Origin of the sequence: Streptomyces sp. 351MFTsu5.1 (assembly GCF_000383655.1) — a bacterium.
GTDB classification, from domain to species: Bacteria; Actinomycetota; Actinomycetes; order Streptomycetales; family Streptomycetaceae; genus Streptomyces; species Streptomyces griseorubiginosus.
In genome coordinates, this window is the sequence record NZ_KB911790.1 from 130,731 (window position 1) to 151,120 (window position 20,390).

Genomic DNA, 20,390 nt, shown 5'->3' on the forward strand with positions numbered 1-20,390 from the left:
CATGCAGAGCGCGTCGGACCGGCACGAGTACCCCGCCCACTGGGAGGCCGACGTAGTGCTGCGCGACGGCGGCACCGCGCGCATCAGGCCCATCACCGTCGACGACGCCGATCGCCTGGTCAGCTTCTACGAGCAGGTCTCGGACGAGTCGAAGTACTACCGCTTCTTCGCGCCCTACCCACGCCTGTCCGCCAAGGACGTCCACCGCTTCACGCACCACGACTTCGTGGACCGGGTGGGACTCGCCGTCACCATCGGCGGCGAGTTCATCGCCACCGTACGCTACGACCGCATCGGCGAGGACGGCATGCCCGCCTCCGCCCCGGCCGACGAGGCCGAGGTCGCCTTCCTCGTCCAGGACGCCCACCAGGGGCGCGGTGTCGCCTCCGCGCTCCTCGAACACATCGGGGCGGTCGCGCGCGAGCGCGGCATCCGGCGCTTCGCCGCCGAGGTGCTGCCCGCCAACGTCAAGATGATCAAGGTGTTCACCGACGCCGGGTACACCCAGAAGCGCAGCTTCGAGGACGGCGTCGTACGCCTGGAGTTCGACCTGGAGCCCACCGACCGCTCCCTCGCCGTGCAGTACGCGCGCGAGCAGCGCGCCGAGGCGCGGTCCGTGCAGCGGCTGCTCGCCCCCGGCTCCGTCGCCGTCATCGGCGTCGGCCGCACCCCCGGCGGCGTGGGCCGCAGCGTCCTCGCCAACATCCGTGACTACGGCTTCGAGGGCCGCCTGTACGCCGTGAACAAGGCGTTCCCCGAGGAGCAGAAGGACCTCGACGGGATCCCCGCCCACCGCTCGGTGAGCGACATCGACGGCCCCGTCGACCTCGCGGTCGTCGCCGTACCGGCCGACCACGTCCCCGACGTGGTCGCCGAGTGCGGGGCGCACGGCGTGCAGGGACTCGTCGTGCTGTCCGCGGGCTACGCCGAGAGCGGCCCCGAAGGACGCGAGCGCCAGCGCGAACTGGTCCGGCACGCACGCGCGTACGGCATGCGGATCATCGGCCCGAACGCCTTCGGCATCATCAACACCCACCCGGACGTCCGGCTCAACGCGTCCCTGGCCCCCGAGACCCCCCGCCCCGGCCGGATCGGCCTGTTCGCCCAGTCGGGCGCCATCGGCATCGCCCTGCTCTCCCGGCTGCACCGCCGCGGCGGCGGGGTCACCGGCGTCACCGGCGTCTCCACCTTCGTCTCCTCCGGCAACCGCGCGGACGTCTCCGGCAACGACGTCCTCCAGTACTGGTACGACGACCCAGACACCGACGTCGTCCTCATGTACCTGGAGTCCATCGGCAACCCGCGCAAGTTCACCCGCCTCGCCCGGCGTACGGCGGCGGCGAAGCCCCTGGTCGTCGTGCAGGGCGCCGGATCCGCCCCGCAGGGCCACGCCGTACGCGCCACGCGCCTGCCGCACACCACCGTGTCCGCGCTGCTGAGGCAGGCCGGAGTGATCCGCGTCGACACCATCACCGAACTCGTCGACACCGGCCTGCTGCTGGCCCGCCAGCCGCTGCCCACCGGGCCCAAGGTGGCGATCCTCGGCAACTCCGAATCGCTCGGCCTGCTCACCTACGACGCGTGCGTGGCCGAGGGCCTGAAGCCCGCGACCCCGCTGGACCTGACCACCGCGGCCACGCCGGAGGACTTCCACGTGGCCCTCGCGCGCGCGCTCGCCGACGACTCCAGTGACGCGGTGATCGTGACGGCCATCCCGGCGGTCGGCGGGGGATCGGCGGGCGACGCCGCGCTCGCCGAGGCCCTCAGGTCCGCGGCGGAGCAGGTCCCCGGCAAGCCCGTCCTCGTGGTCCACGTCGAGCTCGGCGGCCTCGCGGAGGCCCTGTCCGCGGCGACCAGCACCGCACCCCAGGCCGCCGCGCTCCCGCCCGTGATCCGCGCCGACCACCCCTTCCGCGCCCTCGACCGGCTGCGCGCCGCCCCGGCCCCCGCCGAGCCGCCCGCCCCCGAGACCTCCGAACGCCTCATCCCCGCCTACCCCGCGGCCGAGCGCGCGGTGCGGGCCCTGTCCGACGTGGTGGAGTACGCCCAGTGGCGCCGGGACGCCGCCGAACCCGGCAAGGTGCCCGAGTACGACAACGTCGACGAGAAGGGCGCCGCCGCCCTCATCGACGGCCTGCTCACACGCGGGCAGGGCCTCACCCTCGGCAGCGACGAGACCTGCGAGCTGCTCGCCGCCTACGGCATCGAGGTCCACCGCGCGCTGCCCGCCCCCACCCCCGACGCCGCCGCGGAAGCCGCCCGCACCCTCGGCTACCCGGTCGCCCTCAAGGCCACCGCCCCGCACCTGCGCCACCGCGCCGACCTCGGCGGCGTACGCCTGGACCTCGCGGACGAGGAGCAGCTGCGACGGGCGTACAGCGAGCTGACCGAACTGTTCGGCACGCCCGACGAACTGCGGCTCGTGGTGCAGGGGATGGCCCCGCGCGGGGTGGACACCGTCATCCGGGCCGTCATCGACCCCGCCGCCGGTGCCGTGCTGTCCTTCGGACTCGCCGGAGCCGCCTCGCAGCTGCTCGGCGACACCGCGCACCGGCTGATTCCGGTCACCGACCGGGAGGCGGCGAGCCTCGTCCGATCGATCCGGACGGCCCCGCTCCTCTTCGGCTGGCGCGGCTCCACGCCCGTCGACACACCCGCCCTGGAGGAGCTGCTGCTGCGGGTGTCCCGGCTGGTCGACGACCATCCCGAGGTCGTGGCGGTCACCCTGGAGCCGGTCGTCGTCGCCCCGCGCGGCCTGAGCGTCCTCGGCGCCTCCGTACGGCTCGCGCCGCCGCCCGCCCGCGACGACCTCGGCCCGCGGACACTCCCCACGTACTGAGCTGCGGCGAGCGGTGCCTCGCAGTCAGTGCGCCCCCGTAGGATGGACGTCATGGCCAAGACCAGTACGACGACCCAGGGGCTGCGAGCGGCGATCGAGCGCAGCGGCTACTACCCGGCCCTCGTGGCCGAGGCGGTGGAGGCCGCCGTCGGCGGCGAGCCGATCCGGTCGTACCTGGTCCACCAGGAGACGACGTTCGACCAGAACGAGGTGCGCCGGCACGTGACCGTGCTCGTCCTCACCGACCACCGCTTCATCGTCAGCCACACCGACGAGCAGGCCGCGGACAGCACCTCCCCGACGCCGTACGCCACCACCTCCACGGAGTCCGTGAAGGTCGGCCGGATCTCGTCGGTCGTGGTCAGCCGGGTCGTCGCCAACCCCGAGCAGTACCAGCCGGGCACCCTGCCCCGCGAGGTCGTGCTGACCATCGGCTGGGGCGCCGTCTCCCGCATCGACCTGGAGCCCGCCGCCTGCGGCGACCCCAACTGCGAGGCGGACCACGGCTACACCGGCAGCTCCACGGCCGACGACCTCAGCCTGCGCGTCAGCGAGGCGGGCGACGGCCCGGACACCGTGCGCCAGGCGCTCGCCTTCGCGCAGGCCATCTCCGAGGCGACCGCGGACGTCACCCGCTGATGGCACAGCCGGCCGCCTGGGACCACCCCGAACCCCTCGCCCTCGACACCGCGCCCGTCCCCGAGTACGGCACCGGCTCCCTCGCCGACCTGCTGCCCACGCTGGCCGCCGGCATGGCCGTACCGGACATGACCGCCGCGATCACCGAGCTCACCCCCGCCGACCGGAACTGCGTGTTCCTGATCGACGGCCTGGGCTGGGAGCAGCTGAAGGCACACCCGGACGAGGCGCCCTTCATGACCTCGCTGCTCGGGAGCTCACGCGGCGGCACCGGCCGCCCCCTGACCACCGGTTACCCGGCGACCACCGCGACCTCCCTCGCCTCCGTCGGCACCGGCCGGCCGCCGGGAGCCCACGGCCTGCCCGGCTACACCGTGCGCAACCCGGCCACCGGCGAGCTGATGAACCAGCTGCGCTGGCAGCCGTGGACCAAGCCGGCCGTCTGGCAGCCGTACCCCACCGTCTTCCAACTCGCCCACCAGGCAGGGGTGCACGCGGCCCAGGTCACCTCGCCCACCTTCCAGAACACCCCGCTCACCAAGGTCGCTCTCAGCGGCGGGACCTTCCACGGGCGGCTGTCCGGCGAGGACCGGGTGGACGTCGCGGCCGAGCAACTGGCCGCCGGCGACCGGTCCCTGGTGTACACGTACTACGCCGAGGTGGACGGCGCGGGCCATCGCTTCGGCGTCGACTCCGACACCTGGCGCGGCCAGTTGATGTACGTCGACCGCCTGGTCCAGCGTCTCGCCGAGCAACTGCCCGCGAACAGCGCGCTGTACGTCACCGCCGACCACGGCATGCTCGACATCCCCTTCGACGAGCAGCACCGCATCGACTTCGACGAGGACTGGGAACTGCGCGCCGGGGTCGCCCTGCTGGGCGGCGAGGGCCGGGCCCGCCACGTGTACGCGGTGCCGGGCGCCGCGGACGACGTGCTGACCTGCTGGCGCGAGGTCCTCGGCGAGCAGTTCTGGGTCGCCTCCCGGGACGAGGCCATCGCGGCGGGCTGGTTCGGGCCGCCGGACGGTTTCGACGAGCGGGTGTACGACCGGATCGGAGACGTCATCGCCGCCGCCCGCGACGACGTCCTGCTCATCGCCTCGGAGCGGGAGCCGAAGGAGTCGGCGATGGTCGGCAACCACGGTTCCATGACCCCCGCCGAGCAACTGGTCCCCCTGCTCGAAGTACGCTCCTGAAGCCCGCCCCCGTCCCTTCCCGCCGAAAGGTGCTCGACTCGCCATGCCCGAGCTGGTGTTCTTCTCCGGAACGATGGACTGCGGGAAGTCCACGCTGGCTCTCCAGATCGAGCACAACCGCTCGGCGCGCGGCCTGACGGGCATGATCTTCACCCGGGACGACCGGGCCGGCGAGGGCAAGCTCTCCTCACGGCTCGGCCTGGTCACCGACGCGGTGGAGGTCGAGGACGGCCAGGACCTGTACGCCTACCTGGTCGACCACCTCTCGCGCGGCGGCCGCGCGGACTACGTGATCGCGGACGAGGCACAGTTCCTCGTGCCGGAGCAGATCGACCAACTCGCCCGCGTGGTCGACGACCTGGACCTCGACGTGTACGCCTTCGGCATCACCACCGACTTCCGCTCCAAGCTGTTCCCCGGCTCCCAGCGCCTGGTCGAACTGGCCGACCGGGTCGAGGTCCTCCAGGTCGAGGCCCTGTGCTGGTGCGGCGCCCGGGCCACGCACAACGCCCGTACGGTGGGCGGCGAGATGGTCGTCGAGGGCGCCCAGGTGGTCGTCGGTGACGTCAACCAGTCCGACGACATCGGCTACGAGGTCCTGTGCCGTCGCCACCACCGCCGCCGCATGACCTCGGGTACGGCCCGGGCGGCCGCCCTGTCCCCGGACGTGCTGCCGGTCGAACAGCCCGGGGCGCACGTCTGACGGAGGACCTCGGAGCGGAGCCCGTCCGTGACCGGGGCCCCGCGCGGGCTCTCGCCTCTCTCAGTGCGGGTTCTCGATCAGCGAGAACCGCGCCCCCTCCGGATCCGCCACCGTCGCGACGCGCCCGTGCGGGCTGTCGTGGGGCGGTTGCAGCACATGGCCGCCGAGGTCCACCAGGAGCCCGGTCGCCGCGTCGGCGTCGGCGACCTCGAAGTACGTCATCCAGTGCGGGCCACGGTCGCGGGGGAGGTCGTGGCCGACGCCGTGGAGGCCGGCGACCGGGCGGCCGCCGGCGTGGAGGGTGACGTAGTCGAGGTCGGCGGAGACCACCGGCTCCTCCTCGAAGCCGAACACCGTCTCGTAGAACTTGGCGACGCCCTCCGTCTCGACGGTCAGCAGTTCGTGCCAGGCCGGAGTGCCCGGGACACCCGCGACGGACGTGCCGAGGTGCGCAGCCGCCTGCCACACACCGAAGACGGCACCGGAGGGGTCCGAGCCGATCACCAGTCGCCCCGCGTCCCCGGCGTCCAGCGGCCCCACCCCGACCGTGCCGCCGCACAGCCGTACCGTCTCGGCCGTCAGGTCGATGTCCTCCGAGGCGAGGTACGGCGTCCAGGCGACCGGAAGATGCCGGTCGGGCGGCAGCTGGCCGATCCCGGCTACCTCCTGGCCGCCGAGCTGGGCCCGGACATAGGGCCCTAGCTGCGGCGGCCCGGGCACGAACTCCCAGCCGAACAGGGAGCCGTAGAACTCCTGGGTGGCGGCCATCCCGTGCACCATCAGACTCACCCAGCAGGGGGTACCGGGCGTGTACCGAGCGGGCCTGGCGGCCGGCTCCCTTGCCTCGGTCATCGTCACTCTCTCCTCGGCCCCTCGCGGTGGCCGTGTCGTGTCCGCAGTCCGGACCTCCGTGCCGATGCTCGCACCACCCGCGGTGCCGCGCGTTCCGGGCGCGCCGCCGCACGGCACTCCCGTGCCCGGGCGTGCCGGGCGGGCGTCCGCCCGTCCCGTGGCGCGCGATGGCCGACGGATGGCGATCGGCTGTACAGCATGTGCCCGTTCCCGTACGCCTGGTGATCGGGCCTGCTCGGCCGAGCAGAGTAGCCGGACATGGACGACGCGGCCACCCCGTGCGCGAGGATGGTGGCCATGAACGCCATCATCTCCGCATCCGAACTCGCGAGCGATCTGGCCGGCCCGAAGCCGCCCGTCCTGCTCGATGTCCGCTGGCAGTTGAGCGTGGCCAAGGCGGCCGGAGAGCCGCCCTTCGACGGCCGTGCCGCGTACGCGGCAGGCCACCTTCCGGGCGCCGTCTACGTCGACCTGGACCGGGAGTTGGCGGGACCGGCCGGCGGCGGTGGGCGGCACCCGCTGCCGGACCTCGCCGTGTTCGGGGCCGCTATGCGCCGCGCGGGTGTCTCCGCGGACCGGCCGGTGGTCGTGTACGACGGCGGACAGGGCTGGGCGGCGGCCCGCGCGTGGTGGCTGCTGCGCTGGACGGGTCACCCGGACGTGCGAGTGCTCGACGGCGGATTGACGGCCTGGGAGGGCCCGCTCCAGTCCTCCGTGCCGGGCCCCGCGCTCGCCGAGGGCGACTTCGAGCCGGTGCCGGCCGCGACGGGCCTTCTGGACGCCGACGAGGCCGCGGCACTCGCCCGCGCGGGATTGCTGCTGGACGCGCGCGCGGGGGAGCGGTACCGGGGTGACGTGGAGCCGATCGACCGGGTCGGCGGCCACATCCCGGGCGCCCGCTCGGCGCCCACCACGGACAATGTCGGCCCCGACGGCCGCTTCCTGCCCGCCGAGGAACTGCACGCCCGCTTCAAGTCCCTCGGGGCAGGCGACGACACCGAGGTCGGCGTCTACTGCGGCTCCGGCGTCTCCGGCGCCCACGAGGTGCTGGCCCTGGCGGTCGCCGGCATCCCGGCCGCCCTGTACGTCGGCTCCTGGTCGGAGTGGTCCTCGGACCCGGAGCGCCCGGTCGCGGTGGGCCCGGACCCCCAGTAGCCACACGCCGGTTCCCGGGCACACGGGCACACGGGCAGCGAAAGGGCCCGCCTCTTCACGAGGCGGGCCCTCACGGCCGTGGAACCGGCTGCTCTCAGCCGTAGAACCGGGCTGTTACCAGCCGTGGAACCGGCTACTCCTGCTTCTTGCGCCGGGTGCCGAACACGATCTCGTCCCAGCTCGGGACCGCCGCTCTGCGTCCCGGGCGGACGCCGTCGGCCTCGGCCTGGCGGTCGGTCGCGCCGATGAGGCGGTCACGGTGGCTGGCCACCGAACGCGGCATGAGGACGTCCGCGTAGGCGGAGCCGGCCGAGGCCGCGGGAGCCGGGGGCTCCTCCGCCTCGGGCTCCGGGTCGGGCTCGTCGACGGTCGCCGTCTCGGACGGCCGCTCCGGTACGACCATGTCGCCCCGGAAGCTCGGCACCGCCTCCAACAGGCTGGTCAGCGAGTCCCGTTCCGCGACCGTCTCCTCGACGGGCTCGGCCGGGGGCAGGCTCGGCCGGTCGAGGGCGCGGTCCAGCGGACGGTCGCGCGGCAGCCTGGCGATCCGCGGCACGAACGGGAAGCTGGGCTCCGGCGCCGCGAGGTCGTCGGACTCGCCGATCAGCGAGCGGGCCTCGTCGTCGACGGCCTGGACGAGCCGCCGGGGCGGGTCGTAGGTCCAGCTCGCCGAGTGCGGTTCGCCCGCGACGCAGTAGACCAGCAGGACTTCCCAGGTGCCGTCGTCGCGGCGCCAGGAGTCCCACTGGACGGTGTCCTTCTCGGCACCGCGCAGCAACAGCCGCTCCTGCACGGCCTCGCCGAGCTGCGGTCCGGCGTTCTCGCCGGGCCGGCGGACCGGGGTCTTGCGGGCCCGTTCGGCCATGAAGGCGCGCTCGGCGAGCACGGGGCCCTCGAAGCGCCGCACACGGTCTACGGGGATGCCTGCGAGCTGGGCTACCTCTTCCGCGGTGGCTCCGGCACGTATACGCGCCTGGATGTCGCGGGGACGGAGATGGCTTTCGACCTCGATCTCGATCTGACCGAGGCGTGGACGGTCGCCGCGCACCGCTGCGCGCAGCCGCTCGTCGATCGGAAGCGTGTACTCCGTTGAGTCGGCAGCCTTCAGCACCAGCCGTGTGCCGTCATTGGAGACGGCCACGACACGCAGTTCGGGCATGGGGACCTCCCGGGTGGTGCCTGCCGACGTCACGTGCGTCGCTGCTTCCGCTAGTCGAGTGTGGCCTGCCCGGGTGCAGCCTGCCACAACCTTGCCGAGTTGCCCGGCGTGTCGGGCACGGGCCCTGGATCGCCGTTATGGCACGGTTACCTATTCGCAACGCTAAGTGACCAACTCCGTCACCCTGTGCAACTAGCCCCCTCCCGGCCGCCCTTGATGGCCTCGGACGCCCTGGCGGGAGATCGAACCCAGGGCTCGCAACAGTACTCCATTTGGGCCACGTGCGTGGATTGGCACGCCACTCAACTTCGTTCAATACGTGATGTCCGCCCCGCCGTTGAGCGGATCGGCGATCTTGAACGTGGCGCACTTCACGCGCTATGCGACGCCCTTCACGCAATGTCCGGTAACGGAACGGCGGGTGCGGCCCCTATGGCCCCGACATTCCGGCTACGGCCCCAACACCCGGCGCAGGTAGTCGTTCTGGAAGAGGCGGTCCGGGTCGAGGCGGTCCCGGAGCGCGGTGAACTCGCCGAAGCGCGGATAGACGCCGTCGAAGTACTCGGCGTCGCGCGTGTGCACCTTGCCCCAGTGCGGGCGCCCCTCGTGCGCCGTGAAGATCCGCTCCGCGGCCGTGAAGTACGCCTGGTACGGCGCGCCCTTGACCATGTGGACGGCGATGTACGCGCTGTCCCGGCCGGACGCGGTGGACAGCGTGATGTCGTCGGCCGGCGCGGTGCGCACCTCCACGGGGAAGCTGACCCGCAGCGGCGAGCGCTCGACCATTGCCTTCAGCTCCCGCAGCGTCTCGATCACGGCCTCGCGCGGGACGGCGTACTCCATCTCCACGAACCGCACCCGGCGCGGCGAGGTGAAGACCTTGTACGGGATGTCGGTGTAGGTCCGCGCGGACAGCGCCTTGCTGGAGATCCGGGCGATCGAGGGGATGGTGCCCGGCGCCGCGCGGCCCACCCACTGAGCCACCTGGAAGACCCCGTTGGAGAGGAACTCGTCCTCGATCCAGCCTTTCAGCTGCGGCACCGGCTGCTCGGGGCCGGCGCTGCGGTTGTTGCGCTTGGTGGTGGTGGACCCGGTGTGCGGGAACCAGTAGAACTCGAAGTGCTCGTTCTCGGCCCAGAGTTCGTCGAACGCACCGGTGACCTCGTCGAAGCTCATCGGCTCCTCGCGGGCCGTGAGCAGGAAGATCGGCTCGACGGCGAACGTGATCGCGGTGACGATGCCGAGCGCGCCCAGGCCGATCCTCGCGGCCGCGAAGACCTCGGGGTTCTCCTTCTCCGAACAACTGAGCACCGAACCGTCGGCCGTGACCAGCTCAAGTCCCTTGATCTGGGCGGCTATCGAGCCCGACTCGCGGCCCGTGCCGTGGGTCCCGGTGCTGGTGGCCCCGGAGACCGTCTGCTCCATGATGTCGCCCATGTTGGTGAGCGACAGCCCCTCGCGCGCGAGAGCCACGTTGAGTCTCTTGAGCGGAGTGCCCGCCTCCACCGTGACGGTCATGGCGTCCCGGTCAATGTTGCGGATGCCGGTCAACAGTTGAGGGCGGATCAACACGCCGTCGGTCGCCGCGATCGACGTGAAGGAGTGCCCGGTGCCGACCGCCTTCACCTTCAGACCGTCCTCGGCGGCCTTCCGCACGGCAGCCGCCAGCTCGTCGACCGAGGCGGGTGTGACCTCCCGCGCGGGACGCGCGACGACATTGCCGCCCCAGTTACGCCACGTGCCGTTCTTCGCGCTCGCTGCCGTGCTCAACGGTGCCTCCCCGACGTGGAGCCGGCCTGCTGAGCCGGCGGTACCCCAGGAAACCGACCGCGACCGCGACGGCCCCGGCGATCGCCGGAACCCCGTACCCGGTCCGCGCACCGGCCGCGTCGATCACCCAGCCGGCCACCGAGGAGCCGAGCGCGACCCCCACCGCGAGCCCGGTGCTGATCCAGGTCATGCCCTCGGTCAGTTGCGCGCGTGGTACGTGCTGCTCGATCAGGGACATCGTCGTGATCATCGTGGGAGCGATGGACAGGCCCGCTACGAACAGCGCCACGGCCAGAAACGGCAAGTTTCCGACCAGTAGGAGGGGGATCATACTCACGGCCATGGCGCATATGCCCAGCAGCCAGCGGCGTTCCGGCGCTCCCGGCAGGTGCAGCAGCCCGAAGACGAGCCCCGCGACGCACGAACCCGCCGCGTAGAGGGCCAGCACCACGCTCGCGGCGGCCTTGTGGCCCTGCTCGTCGGCGAAGGCCACGGTGACCACGTCCACCGCCCCGAAGATCGTGCCGGTCGCCACGAAGGTGGCCACCAGGACCTGGAGGCCGGGGGAGCGAAGCGCCGAACCGCCCCCTTGTCCCGTGCGCGGATGCGGCGCCGGCTCGGTGGCCCGCTGCGCGGTCAGCCAGAAGACGCCGATCGCCAGGAAGCAGGCCGCGAGCAGCGGCCCGGCCTCGGGGAACCAGGCCGTCGACAGACCGATGGAGATGATCGGCCCGAAGATGAAGCACACCTCGTCGACCACCGACTCGAAGGAGTACGCGGTGTGCAGCTGCGGGGTGTCGCGGTACAGGGCCGCCCAGCGCGCGCGGATCATCGCGCCGAGGCTCGGCACCGCCCCGATGCCGACGGCGCAGACGAACAACGTCCAGTCGGGCCAGCCGAAGTGGGCGGCGAGCAGCAGCCCGGCGGCCGCCGTGAGCGCGACGAGCGTCGCGGGGCGCAGCACCCGCCGCTGCCCGTGCTGGTCCACCATGCGCGAGATCTGCGGTCCGATCACGGCGGCGGCCAGCGCGATGGTGGCCGACAGGCTGCCCGCCAGGCCGTACCGGCCGGTGAGCTGGGAGACCATCGTCACCACGCCGATGCCCATCATCGACAGCGGCATCCGGCCGACGAGGCCCGCGGCGGAGAAACCCTTGGAGCCGGGGGCGGCGAACAGGGCGCGGTAAGGGCTGGGCACGGCGGTCTCCGGTCGGAGAAGGGACAGCTGGAGGGCGGTCACGAAGTAAGGCGTCAACGCGGCTCATACAGCTTACGAGTGAGGTGACCCTAACGCACCCGTCCGAACGGCCCGGGAACCCGGCCGGTCACCCCGCCGTTTCCCGGCTGTCAGTACCGGATGACAGGATCGGTCCATGCGAGACGCGCTCGATGCCACCCCCTACGACGCCCTGCTCCTGCTCTCGTTCGGAGGCCCCGAGGGTCCGGACGACGTGGTCCCGTTCCTCGAGAACGTGACGCGCGGGCGCGGCATCCCCAAGGAACGCCTGAAGGAAGTCGGACAGCACTACTTCCTGTTCGGCGGGGTCAGCCCCATCAACGACCAGAACCGCGCCCTGCTGGACGCCCTCCGCAAGGACTTCGCCGACCACGGCCTGGGCCTGCCGATCTACTGGGGCAACCGCAACTGGGCCCCCTACCTCACCGACACCCTGCGCGAGATGGTCGCCGACGGCCACCGCCGCATCCTGGTTCTCGCCACCAGCGCGTACGCCTCCTACTCGGGCTGCCGCCAGTACCGCGAGAACCTCGCCGACGCGCTGGCCGCCCTGGAGGCCGAGGGCCTGGAGCTGCCGAAGATCGACAAGCTGCGGCACTACTTCAACCACCCCGGCTTCGTGGAGCCCATGGTCGACGGGGTGATCCAGTCCCTCGCCGAGCTCCCCGAGGAGGTCCGCGACGGCGCCCACCTCGCCTTCTCGACCCACTCGATCCCGACCGCGTCCGCGGACACCTCGGGTCCGGCCGAGGGGCACGGCGAGGGCGGCGCGTACGTCGCGCAGCACCTGGAGGTCGCCCGGCTGATCGCCGACGCCGTCCGCGAGCGCACCGGCGTCGACCACCCCTGGCAGCTCGTCTACCAGTCGCGCTCCGGCGCCCCGCACATCCCGTGGCTGGAGCCCGACATCTGCGACCACCTGGAGGAGCGCCACGACTCCGGCGCCCCGGCCGTGGTGATCGCGCCCATCGGCTTCGTCTCCGACCACATGGAGGTCCTCTACGACCTCGACACCGAGGCCAGGGCCAAGGCCGAGGAACTGGGCCTGCCGATGCGCCGCTCGGCGACCGTCGGCGCCGATCCGCGGTTCGCCGCCGCGGTCCGCGACCTGGTCCTGGAGCGTGCCTCGGTGGAGCGCGGCCAGGCGGTCACCCCCTGCGCCCTGGGCGCCCTCGGGGCGAGCCACAACCTCTGCCCGGTCGGCTGCTGCCCCGCCCGCGCCCCCAGGCCCGCCGCCGCGGGCGTCGACAGCCCGTACGCGTGAGGAGCGCCGTGACCGACCCCCTGCACGCGGAACTGCTCGAACTGGCCCAGGAGGCCGCCCGGAGCGCCGGCACCCTGCTGCGGGACGGCCGCCCGGCCGACCTCGAGGTGGCCAGGACCAAGTCGAGCCCCATCGACGTGGTGACCGAGATGGACATCGCGGCCGAGAAGCTGATCACCGACCTGATCTCCGAGCGCCGCCCGGACGACGGCTTCCTCGGCGAGGAGGGCGCCTCCACCGAGGGCACCAGCGGGATCCGCTGGGTGATCGACCCGCTCGACGGCACGGTCAACTACCTCTACGGACTGCCGACCTGGTCCGTCTCCATCGCGGCCGAACAGGACGGCGAGACCGTCGTCGGGGTCGTCGCGGTGCCGATGCGCGGGGAGACCTACCACGCGGTCCGCGGCGGGGGCGCCTGGGCCACCGGCGCTTGGGAGGGCGAGCGCAGGCTGACCTGCCGGCCGGCGGCACCGCTGGAGCAGGCCCTGGTGTCGACGGGCTTCAACTACGTCACCGAGGTCCGCACCCACCAGGCCGAGGTGGCGGGGAGGCTGATCCCGCTCCTGCGTGACATCCGGCGCGGCGGATCGGCCGCGGTCGACCTGTGCGACCTGGCCGCGGGCCGCCTCGACGGCTACTACGAGCGCGGCCTGAACGCCTGGGACTACGGCGCGGGCGACCTCGTCGCCCGGGAAGCGGGCGCCCTGACCGGAGGACGCCCCGGAGAGCGCCCCAACCGGGACCTCACGGTCGCGGGCACCCCGGGCGTCTTCGAGCCCCTCCAGCGGCTCCTGGAGGACTTCGGCGCCTGGCACGACTGAGCTGCGGACGACGCCGTACGACCACATGTGCACCGGGCGAACATGAGGTGAACACGGCTCCGTACGGACGCAGCGGACCCCCGGCGCTGGATTCGCCGGGGGTCCGCTGTCGTGCCGCGAAGCCGATCAGACGCTAGGCGCCGACCTCCACACCGTGTTCGGCGGCGAGGCGGCGCAGGTCGTCGAGCTCGCCCTGCTCCACCTCGACGAGGAAGTCGTCGCCGTCGTTGCGAGCCCGCGTCAGGTCGGTCTCGGTCGCCCTTATGCGCTGCAGAAGTCCTGCGGTGAATGCGTCCATGCTGCGCCCCCTCGTCCTGGGTCGTGAGTCGGTGGCACGGGGGTGTGCCGTTCGGAAGGGGCGATCACGTCTCCTGCGGGTGCCCAGCGCTGCCCTGCCGGGCGGCGACGGTGCCGGACACCCACGCCCGCTCTGGACAAACGGGAGCACGTCGTGCCGCATGGTGGTACGGCACATGCAGAGCGTGATCGCGGGGTGTAAAGCCGTCCTCCCCCCGCTCCTTCCGACGGAAACCTCAACCACGCGAGAAAATCCCGCATTCCCGCTCTCACACCCGTCTTTCAGCTGCCCCTCATCCGCCTTACCGCCGACTTATGGCCGAAAAGGGCAGGATGGAGAGCAACATTCACCCGAACTCCTGCCCGTCGCGCGCCCTGAGCGCGCTACGCGGGTGGACACAGGAAGGACAAGCGACGTGCGCGTACTCGTCGTCGAGGACGAGCAGCTGCTCGCCGATGCGGTGGCCACCGGACTTCGCCGGGAGGCCATGGCCGTCGACGTCGTGTACGACGGTGCGGCCGCCCTGGAGCGCATCGGCGTCAACGACTACGACGTGGTCGTCCTCGACCGCGACCTCCCGCTCGTCCACGGCGACGACGTCTGCCGCAGGATCGTCGAACTCGGCATGCCCACGCGCGTGCTGATGCTCACGGCGTCCGGCGACGTCAGCGACCGCGTCGAGGGCCTGGAGATCGGCGCCGACGACTACCTGCCGAAGCCCTTCGCCTTCAGCGAGCTGACCGCACGCGTGCGTGCCCTCGGCCGGCGCACCAGCGTGCCGCTCCCGCCCGTCCTGGAGCGCGCCGGGATCAAGCTCGACCCCAACCGCCGCGAGGTCTTCCGCGACGGCAAGGAGGTCCAGCTCGCGCCGAAGGAGTTCGCCGTCCTGGAGGTCCTGATGCGCTCCGAGGGCGCCGTCGTCTCCGCGGAGCAGCTCCTGGAGAAGGCCTGGGACGAGAACACCGACCCCTTCACCAACGTCGTCCGGGTGACCGTCATGACCCTGCGCCGCAAGCTGGGCGAACCCCCGGTGATCGTCACCGTCCCCGGCTCGGGCTACCGGATCTGATACCCGTGGCTTCGACTCCCGCTCCTCCCCAGGCCCCTCCGAAGCCCACCTGGGACCCCAGGCGGCCGGCACCGCAGCTGCCCTGGCTGCGCCCGACCATCCGCATACGGCTCACGCTGCTGTACGGCGGCATGTTCCTGATCGCGGGCATCCTGCTGCTGTCGATCATCTACCTGGTGGCCGCGCAGGCGCTGAACGTCGGCAGCAAGCTGCCCTTCGAGATCACCTCGGGCAACGTCACCAGCAACATCTGCCGCAACCTTCCGTCGAGCGGCACCCCCGAGGTCATGAACAGGGCCATCAACGCCTGTGTCAACGACCAGCGCCAGCACGCCCTGGACGACCTCCTCAGCCGTTCCCTGCTGGCCCTGCTCGGCCTCGCGATCATCGCCTTCGCCTTCGGCTACGCCATGGCGGGACGCGTCCTGTCGCCGCTCGGCCGGATCCTGCGCACCGCCCGCGCGGTGGCCGGCTCGGACCTGTCCCGCCGTATCGAGCTGGACGGCCCGGACGACGAGATCAAGGAACTGGCCGACACCTTCGACGACATGCTGGAGCGCCTGGAGCGCGCCTTCACGGCCCAGCAGCGCTTCGTCGGCAACGCCTCGCACGAGTTGCGGACACCGCTGGCGATCAACCGCACGCTCCTGGAGGTGCACCTGTCCGACCCGGGCGCGCCGGCGGAGCTCCAGCAGCTCGGCAAGACGCTGCTGGCCACCAACGAGCGCAGCGAGCAGCTCGTGGAGGGCCTGCTGCTGCTCGCCCGCAGCGACAACCAGATCGTCGAGCGCAAGCCCGTGGACCTCGCCGAGGTCGCCGAGCAGGCGGTCGACCAGGTGCGCGCCGAGGCCGAGGCCAAGGGTGTGGCGCTCCGCAGCGCGCAGAGGTCGGCGGTCGTCCAGGGCAACGGCGTGCTGCTGGAGCGCATCGCCCTGAACCTCGTGCAGAACGCCGTGCGCTACAACGTGCCCGAGGACGGCTGGGTCGAGGTCACCACCGAGGTCCAGCACGGCCAGGCGGTGCTCACGGTCTCCAACACCGGCCCGGTCGTGCCGGCGTACGAGGTCGACGATCTCTTCGAGCCCTTCAAGCGGCTGCGCGGCGCCGACCGCACCGGCAGCGACAAGGGCGTCGGGCTCGGACTGTCCATCGTGCGGTCCGTGGCGCGGGCGCACGGCGGGCACATCTCGGCTCAGCCGCGCGAAGGGGGTGGACTCGTGATGCGCGTGACCCTGCCGGTCTGAGATCATGGCCCCCGCACTGAGATCGACGCACAGGGATGTTCGCTTTGCGCGGAATTTTCTGGGCACCCGACGGACAGTTCCGTGTGTGATCGATCACAAGGGAGAATTTCCGGGCATCCACTCTCGGTGATCATGCGCCTTGCCGGAAAGCCGGGAAAATCCGGGTTTTCACAGGTCCTGATCACGGGAAGTACACGGTGAGACGCCTTTGAAGTGCGGGATTCGGACCGTGTACGGTCCCGATCGCCATCCAACCCGATCACTCAAGAGGAGTCCGGTTGGGTGTCGATTGAGTAACAGACCTTGATGTGAGGCAAAATCTCCGCCTCAGGTCGGGCACAAGTCCGGCCTCTCACGCGTTACGTGCGCTGGAGACACCGCAGACACCCAGAGGGGGAGAGCGACATGGCAACGGATTACGACACCCCACGCAAGACCGACGACGACGTCGACTCGGACAGCCTTGAAGAGCTCAAGGCACGACGTAACGACAAGTCGACGTCGGCCGTCGACGTGGACGAGTTCGAGGCCGCGGAAGGCCTGGAGCTGCCCGGAGCAGACCTCTCCAACGAGGAGCTGGCCGTCCGGGTGCTGCCCAAGCAGCAGGACGAGTTCACCTGCATGAGCTGCTTCCTGGTGCATCACCGCAGCCAGCTGGCCCGCGAGAAGAACGGCCAGCCGATCTGCCGCGACTGCGACTGAGGGAGGGTCGGGCATGACTGGCTCGACCCCTCCCAGGAAGCGCCGCTTTCCCCTGCGGAAGGCGGACCAAGGGCCGTCCGTCGGTCCTCAGCGCGCGCGTGACGACGAGCGGGGCTCTTTCGATCCGGGAGCCTCGCTCGAACCGGTGGTTGCCCGGGCCGACCTCCCGGCGCCCACCGATCCGGCCGGGACGCCCGCGTCCGTCGCCGGACCGGGGGTCCCCCCGCTCGAGCGAAGCCGAGAGTGGGGGAGGGTGGCGGCGATCCGGGACAAGACCCGGGAAGGGGTCCGCAAGGGCGGCAGCCGGGCCAGGGCGGGCCTGGCGTACCTCACCGACCGGATCATCGAGATTGCCCCGCGTGTGCCCGTACGGGACCTCGCGACCCTCCGCCGTCAGTTCCCCGGCCTCGGCCCCGAGCAACTCGCCGACAAGCTCGTCACGGGTGCGGCGAGCGCCACGGCGACAGTCGGCGCGGGAGTCGGCGCTGCGGCGATGCTTCCCGTGCCGCCGGCGATGCCGACCGAACTGGCCGCCGAGATCACCGGCGTCGCCGCGATCGAGCTGAAGCTGATCGCGGAGCTCCACGAGGTCTACGGCGTACGACCGCCGGGCAACCTCAGGGAGCGCAGCACCGCCTATCTGAACTCCTGGTCCGGAGAGCGCGGGATCGACGTGAAGAAGCCGTCGACCGTGAGCGGCTCGCTCAACACCCAGATGAAGCATCAGCTGCGCCAGCAGATCATGAAGCGGATGGTCCGCGACCTGCCCAACCTCATGCCGTTCCTGGTCGGCGCCGCCGTCGGAGCGGTCATGAACCGCCGGGACACCAGGAAGCTCGCCGAACGGATCCGCAAGGACCTGCGCAGGATCCAGGTCCCCTGGAACCAGCTCCCCGCGCTGCCGGCCCTGGAGGCCCCGGCGAACCCGCTGGAGCTGGAGGAGTAAGACTTCAGTGAGAAGTCTTCGGGCCCAGCCCCGGAGTGAAGTACTGCACGAACGTTCTAGGCGGCGGCTTTGCGGGCCGCCTTCAGCGCCTCGGCCAGCCGCTCCGGCTCCCGCGTCGACAGGTACAGGTAGGGCGTCGGGTCCTCCGGATCGGTGACCTCCACCTTCAGCGCCCTCGGGATGTAGGCCCGCAGCAGCAGGAAGGCGCGGGTGTCGGCCTTGTACGTCCGCCAGGCCCGGGCCTCCTCCGGGTCCAGGACCTCCGCCTCGCCCAGCGCGGACACCGGGATCCTCGCCTCGCCGGCGATCAGCGAGTCACCCACGACCCGGATGCGCAGCGAGCCGTAGGAACTCGCCATGACCGCGGCGACGGCGGTGCCGCCGACCAGGCCGCCGAGCAGCGGAAGCGGGCCGAACGGCAGCAGGATCAGCGCGAAGGCGACCCCGACCAGGAAGGAGATCAGCCACCAGGAGCGGGGGGCGGTGAGGCGTTCGTCGTACGGGACGGCGGAGGGCTGCATGAAACCAAGCTTGGCACGGTGTCCTGATACCTCCGACGCGCGGGTAAGGTCTGCGCCTGTGAGTGGTACTTCCCCGGCTCTCCAGCCTCCCGCCGACGCGGTGCGACCCGTGCGACACCCGGACGCGCCCGCGCCCGGTGAGCTGCTCGGTGCGCACTACGGCCAGTGCTTCGGCTGTGGCGGCGAGCAGCCCCACGGGCTGCACCTGGAGGCACGGGCCGGCGACGGCGTCTCGGTCACCGCCGAGTTCACCGTGCGCCCCGCCCACCAGGGCGCCCCCGGGCTCGCGCACGGCGGGGTGCTCGCGAGCGCCCTCGACGAGACCCTGGGCTCGCTCAACTGGCTGCTGCGCACGATCGCCGTGACCGGACGCCTGGAGACGGACTTCGTGCGGCCGGTGCCGGTCGGCACGGTGCTGTACCTGGAGGCCGAGGTGACGGCGGTGGCCGGGCGGAAGATCTTCTCCACCGCGACCGGCCGGATCGGCGGCCCCGAGGGGCCCGTCGCGGTCCGTGCCGACGCGATGTTCGTCGAGGTCAAGGTGGACCACTTCATCGACAACGGCCGTCCGGAGGAGATCCGGGCCGCCATGAACGACCCGGACCAGGTCCGGCGTGCCCGTGCCTTCGAGGTGAACCCGTGAGCCGTGACCCCCTGAACGTGCTGATCCGGCGCGTCGATCCCGACGTACCGCTTCCGACGTACGCGCACCCCGGTGACGCGGGGGCCGATCTGCGGACCACCGAGCCCCGTGAACTCAAGCCGGGGGAGCGGGCCGTGCTGCCCACGGGGGTGTCTGTGGCGCTGCCGGAGGGGTACGCGGCCTTCGTGCACCCCCGATCCGGCCTCGCCGCCCGCTGCGGTGTCGCTCTCGTGAATGCCCCGGGGACGGTTGATGCCGGGTACCGTGGGGAGATCAAGGTGATCGTGGTGAACCTCGACCCGTACGAGTCGGTGCGGTTCGAGCGCTTCGACCGGATTGCCCAACTCGTCGTCCAGCAGGTCGAGAGGGTCCGCTTCCAGGAGGTCGCGGAGCTTCCCGAGTCGGCGCGGGCCGAGGGGGGCTTCGGGTCCACCGGCGGTCACGCCGCCGTGGGCGACGGGGGCGATACAAGCGGTGAGGCCGCCGTGGGCGGCACAACGGGTGGGAATCGATACGCATCGGTCGTATCCGACCGGGAAGGACAGTGACGTGTTCGGACGTCGCAACAAGAAGGGTGCCGCCGAGGGCGCGGCCGGCGAGGCCGAGCAGGTCGTCGACAGTGTCGACACTGAGGCGGACGACGTAGAGCGCGAGCGCGTACGGCTGGAGCCGGAGCCGCGGCCCGACGGGCCATGGGACAGCACCGAGGTGCGCGACCCCGCCGAGGGTCGGGTCGACCTGGGCGGTCTGTTCGTCCCGGGCGTCGACGGCATGGAGCTGCGGGTCGAGGTCGCGGGCGACGCGATCGTCGCGGCCACCGTCGTGCTGCGCGACAGCGCCATCCAGCTCCAGGCCTTCGCCGCTCCCAAGCGTGAGGGCATCTGGGGCGAGGTGCGCGAGGAGATCGGCTCGGGCATCACCCAGCAGGGCGGCATCATCGACGAGGTCGAGGGTCCGCTGGGCTGGGAGCTGCGGGCTCAGGTTCCGGTGCAGCTGCCGGACGGCACGGGCGGCTTCCAGGTCGTGCGGTTCGTGGGTGTGGACGGCCCGCGCTGGTTCCTGCGCGGTGTGATCTCGGGCCAGGGCGCGGTGCAGCCGCAGGCGGCCGGGCTTCTGGAGCAGATCTTCCGGGACACGGTCGTGGTCCGCGGCGAGGGCCCGATGGCGCCTCGCGACCCGATCGTCCTCAAGCTGCCGAACGACGCCCAGATGGTCCCCGAGGGCGTCCAGCAGCAGGACGAGGGCTCCCGCTTCTCCGGCGGCATGGGCCAGCTCCAGCGCGGACCGGAGATCACCGAGGTCCGCTAGTCGTACCCGACATCGAGGGCC

The 20,390-nt window shown here is 71.9% G+C and carries 20 protein-coding genes; 14 read left to right on the top strand and 6 right to left on the bottom strand.

The window, feature by feature from the left end; translation table 11 throughout:
• Position 1 precedes the first annotated feature (1 nt).
• From H295_RS0130780 to H295_RS0130795, 4 genes are read left to right on the top strand one after another with little or no spacing between them, the layout of a single operon-like run.
• Entirely contained in the window at positions 2–2,839 is a 2,838-nt protein-coding gene (locus tag H295_RS0130780; protein WP_020139190.1) for a bifunctional GNAT family N-acetyltransferase/acetate--CoA ligase family protein, read from the top strand.
• A gap of 42 nt (positions 2,840–2,881) precedes the next feature.
• Complete coding sequence (locus tag H295_RS0130785) at positions 2,882–3,478, top strand: DUF5998 family protein (RefSeq protein WP_043218223.1); 597 nt, start codon at positions 2,882–2,884, stop codon at positions 3,476–3,478.
• Positions 3,478–4,674 carry an alkaline phosphatase family protein gene (locus H295_RS0130790; protein WP_020139192.1) on the top strand — a complete coding sequence of 399 codons (1,197 nt, stop codon included), beginning with the start codon at positions 3,478–3,480 and terminating at the stop codon, positions 4,672–4,674. The genes H295_RS0130785 and H295_RS0130790 overlap by 1 nt, the downstream gene beginning before the upstream one ends.
• Positions 4,675–4,717: 43 nt before the next feature.
• Positions 4,718–5,377: a thymidine kinase gene (locus H295_RS0130795; RefSeq protein WP_020139193.1), complete on the top strand. Its 660-nt coding sequence runs from the start codon at positions 4,718–4,720 to the stop codon at positions 5,375–5,377.
• Positions 5,378–5,437: 60 nt separating this feature from the next.
• On the opposite strand, the gene H295_RS0130800 is transcribed toward H295_RS0130795, so the two are convergent.
• Positions 5,438–6,229, bottom strand: coding sequence for a VOC family protein (locus H295_RS0130800; protein ID WP_028809903.1), 792 nt, complete (start codon positions 6,227–6,229; stop codon positions 5,438–5,440).
• A 297-nt stretch (positions 6,230–6,526) separates the two neighbouring features.
• Here H295_RS0130800 and H295_RS0130805 point away from each other — a divergent pair, with 297 nt between their 5' ends.
• A complete protein-coding gene (locus H295_RS0130805; RefSeq protein ID WP_020139195.1) occupies positions 6,527–7,384 on the top strand; it encodes a sulfurtransferase in 858 nt (285 codons plus the stop codon).
• 133 nt (positions 7,385–7,517) lie between these two features.
• Here H295_RS0130805 and sepH read toward each other — a convergent pair whose 3' ends face one another.
• The 3 genes from sepH to H295_RS0130820 all read right to left on the bottom strand — a co-directional run bounded on the left by sepH (position 7,518) and on the right by H295_RS0130820 (position 11,511).
• Complete coding sequence (sepH, locus tag H295_RS0130810; RefSeq protein WP_020139196.1) at positions 7,518–8,543, bottom strand: septation protein SepH; 1,026 nt, start codon at positions 8,541–8,543, stop codon at positions 7,518–7,520.
• A gap of 450 nt (positions 8,544–8,993) precedes the next feature.
• Positions 8,994–10,313 carry a D-arabinono-1,4-lactone oxidase gene (locus tag H295_RS0130815; RefSeq protein ID WP_020139197.1) on the bottom strand — a complete coding sequence of 440 codons (1,320 nt, stop codon included), beginning with the start codon at positions 10,311–10,313 and terminating at the stop codon, positions 8,994–8,996.
• Positions 10,273–11,511, bottom strand: coding sequence for an MFS transporter (locus tag H295_RS0130820; RefSeq protein WP_028809904.1), 1,239 nt, complete (start codon positions 11,509–11,511; stop codon positions 10,273–10,275). Before H295_RS0130820 ends, H295_RS0130815 begins: the two co-directional genes overlap by 41 nt.
• Before the next feature lie 175 nt (positions 11,512–11,686).
• Between H295_RS0130820 and H295_RS0130825 the strand changes: the two genes are divergently transcribed.
• Positions 11,687–12,814, top strand: coding sequence for a ferrochelatase (locus tag H295_RS0130825; RefSeq protein ID WP_020139199.1), 1,128 nt, complete (start codon positions 11,687–11,689; stop codon positions 12,812–12,814).
• Positions 12,815–12,822: 8 nt separating this feature from the next.
• On the top strand, positions 12,823–13,638 hold the full coding sequence (locus H295_RS0130830; protein ID WP_020139200.1) for an inositol monophosphatase family protein: 816 nt from the start codon (positions 12,823–12,825) through the stop codon (positions 13,636–13,638).
• Positions 13,639–13,771: 133 nt separating this feature from the next.
• Here H295_RS0130830 and H295_RS47580 read toward each other — a convergent pair whose 3' ends face one another.
• Positions 13,772–13,936, bottom strand: coding sequence for a hypothetical protein (locus H295_RS47580; protein WP_020139201.1), 165 nt, complete (start codon positions 13,934–13,936; stop codon positions 13,772–13,774).
• A 415-nt stretch (positions 13,937–14,351) separates the two neighbouring features.
• On the opposite strand from H295_RS47580, the gene H295_RS0130840 reads away from it, so the two are divergent.
• The 4 genes from H295_RS0130840 (at position 14,352) to H295_RS0130855 (ending at position 17,897) form a co-directional block, all read left to right on the top strand.
• Entirely contained in the window at positions 14,352–15,005 is a 654-nt protein-coding gene (locus tag H295_RS0130840) for a response regulator transcription factor (protein WP_009191109.1), read from the top strand.
• Positions 15,006–15,010: 5 nt separating this feature from the next.
• Positions 15,011–16,249, top strand: coding sequence for a sensor histidine kinase (locus H295_RS0130845; protein WP_020139202.1), 1,239 nt, complete (start codon positions 15,011–15,013; stop codon positions 16,247–16,249).
• Between the two features lie 405 nt (positions 16,250–16,654).
• On the top strand, positions 16,655–16,951 hold the full coding sequence (locus H295_RS0130850) for a DUF4193 domain-containing protein (RefSeq protein ID WP_005481602.1): 297 nt from the start codon (positions 16,655–16,657) through the stop codon (positions 16,949–16,951).
• A gap of 13 nt (positions 16,952–16,964) precedes the next feature.
• A complete protein-coding gene (locus H295_RS0130855; RefSeq protein WP_078616794.1) occupies positions 16,965–17,897 on the top strand; it encodes a hypothetical protein in 933 nt (310 codons plus the stop codon).
• Between the two features lie 56 nt (positions 17,898–17,953).
• On the opposite strand, the gene H295_RS0130860 is transcribed toward H295_RS0130855, so the two are convergent.
• Positions 17,954–18,418 (bottom strand): DUF3093 domain-containing protein, encoded by a 465-nt coding sequence (locus H295_RS0130860; RefSeq protein WP_020139204.1) that lies wholly within the window; start codon positions 18,416–18,418, stop codon positions 17,954–17,956.
• Positions 18,419–18,476: 58 nt separating this feature from the next.
• On the opposite strand from H295_RS0130860, the gene H295_RS0130865 reads away from it, so the two are divergent.
• From H295_RS0130865 to H295_RS0130875, 3 genes are read left to right on the top strand one after another with little or no spacing between them, the layout of a single operon-like run.
• The gene (locus H295_RS0130865) at positions 18,477–19,061 is read left to right on the top strand and encodes a PaaI family thioesterase (protein ID WP_028809905.1); all 585 of its coding nucleotides are present in this window, start codon (positions 18,477–18,479) and stop codon (positions 19,059–19,061) included.
• Positions 19,058–19,609, top strand: coding sequence for a dUTP diphosphatase (dut, locus tag H295_RS0130870; protein WP_020139206.1), 552 nt, complete (start codon positions 19,058–19,060; stop codon positions 19,607–19,609). Before H295_RS0130865 ends, dut begins: the two co-directional genes overlap by 4 nt.
• Position 19,610: 1 nt before the next feature.
• A complete protein-coding gene (locus H295_RS0130875) occupies positions 19,611–20,369 on the top strand; it encodes a DUF3710 domain-containing protein (RefSeq protein ID WP_020139207.1) in 759 nt (252 codons plus the stop codon).
• The last annotated feature ends 21 nt before the right edge of the window (positions 20,370–20,390 follow it).

Coding starts and splice junctions, on each gene's coding strand:
- H295_RS0130780 (WP_020139190.1), top strand. CDS start 2: ATGCAGAGCGCGTCGGACCGGCACGAGTACCCCGCCCACTGGGAGGCC.
- H295_RS0130785 (WP_043218223.1), top strand. CDS start 2,882: ATGGACGTCATGGCCAAGACCAGTACGACGACCCAGGGGCTGCGAGCG.
- H295_RS0130790 (WP_020139192.1), top strand. CDS start 3,478: ATGGCACAGCCGGCCGCCTGGGACCACCCCGAACCCCTCGCCCTCGAC.
- H295_RS0130795 (WP_020139193.1), top strand. CDS start 4,718: ATGCCCGAGCTGGTGTTCTTCTCCGGAACGATGGACTGCGGGAAGTCC.
- H295_RS0130800 (WP_028809903.1), bottom strand. CDS start 6,229: ATGACCGAGGCAAGGGAGCCGGCCGCCAGGCCCGCTCGGTACACGCCC.
- H295_RS0130805 (WP_020139195.1), top strand. CDS start 6,527: ATGAACGCCATCATCTCCGCATCCGAACTCGCGAGCGATCTGGCCGGC.
- sepH (WP_020139196.1), bottom strand. CDS start 8,543: ATGCCCGAACTGCGTGTCGTGGCCGTCTCCAATGACGGCACACGGCTG.
- H295_RS0130825 (WP_020139199.1), top strand. CDS start 11,687: ATGCGAGACGCGCTCGATGCCACCCCCTACGACGCCCTGCTCCTGCTC.
- H295_RS47580 (WP_020139201.1), bottom strand. CDS start 13,936: ATGGACGCATTCACCGCAGGACTTCTGCAGCGCATAAGGGCGACCGAG.
- H295_RS0130850 (WP_005481602.1), top strand. CDS start 16,655: ATGGCAACGGATTACGACACCCCACGCAAGACCGACGACGACGTCGAC.
- H295_RS0130855 (WP_078616794.1), top strand. CDS start 16,965: ATGACTGGCTCGACCCCTCCCAGGAAGCGCCGCTTTCCCCTGCGGAAG.
- H295_RS0130860 (WP_020139204.1), bottom strand. CDS start 18,418: ATGCAGCCCTCCGCCGTCCCGTACGACGAACGCCTCACCGCCCCCCGC.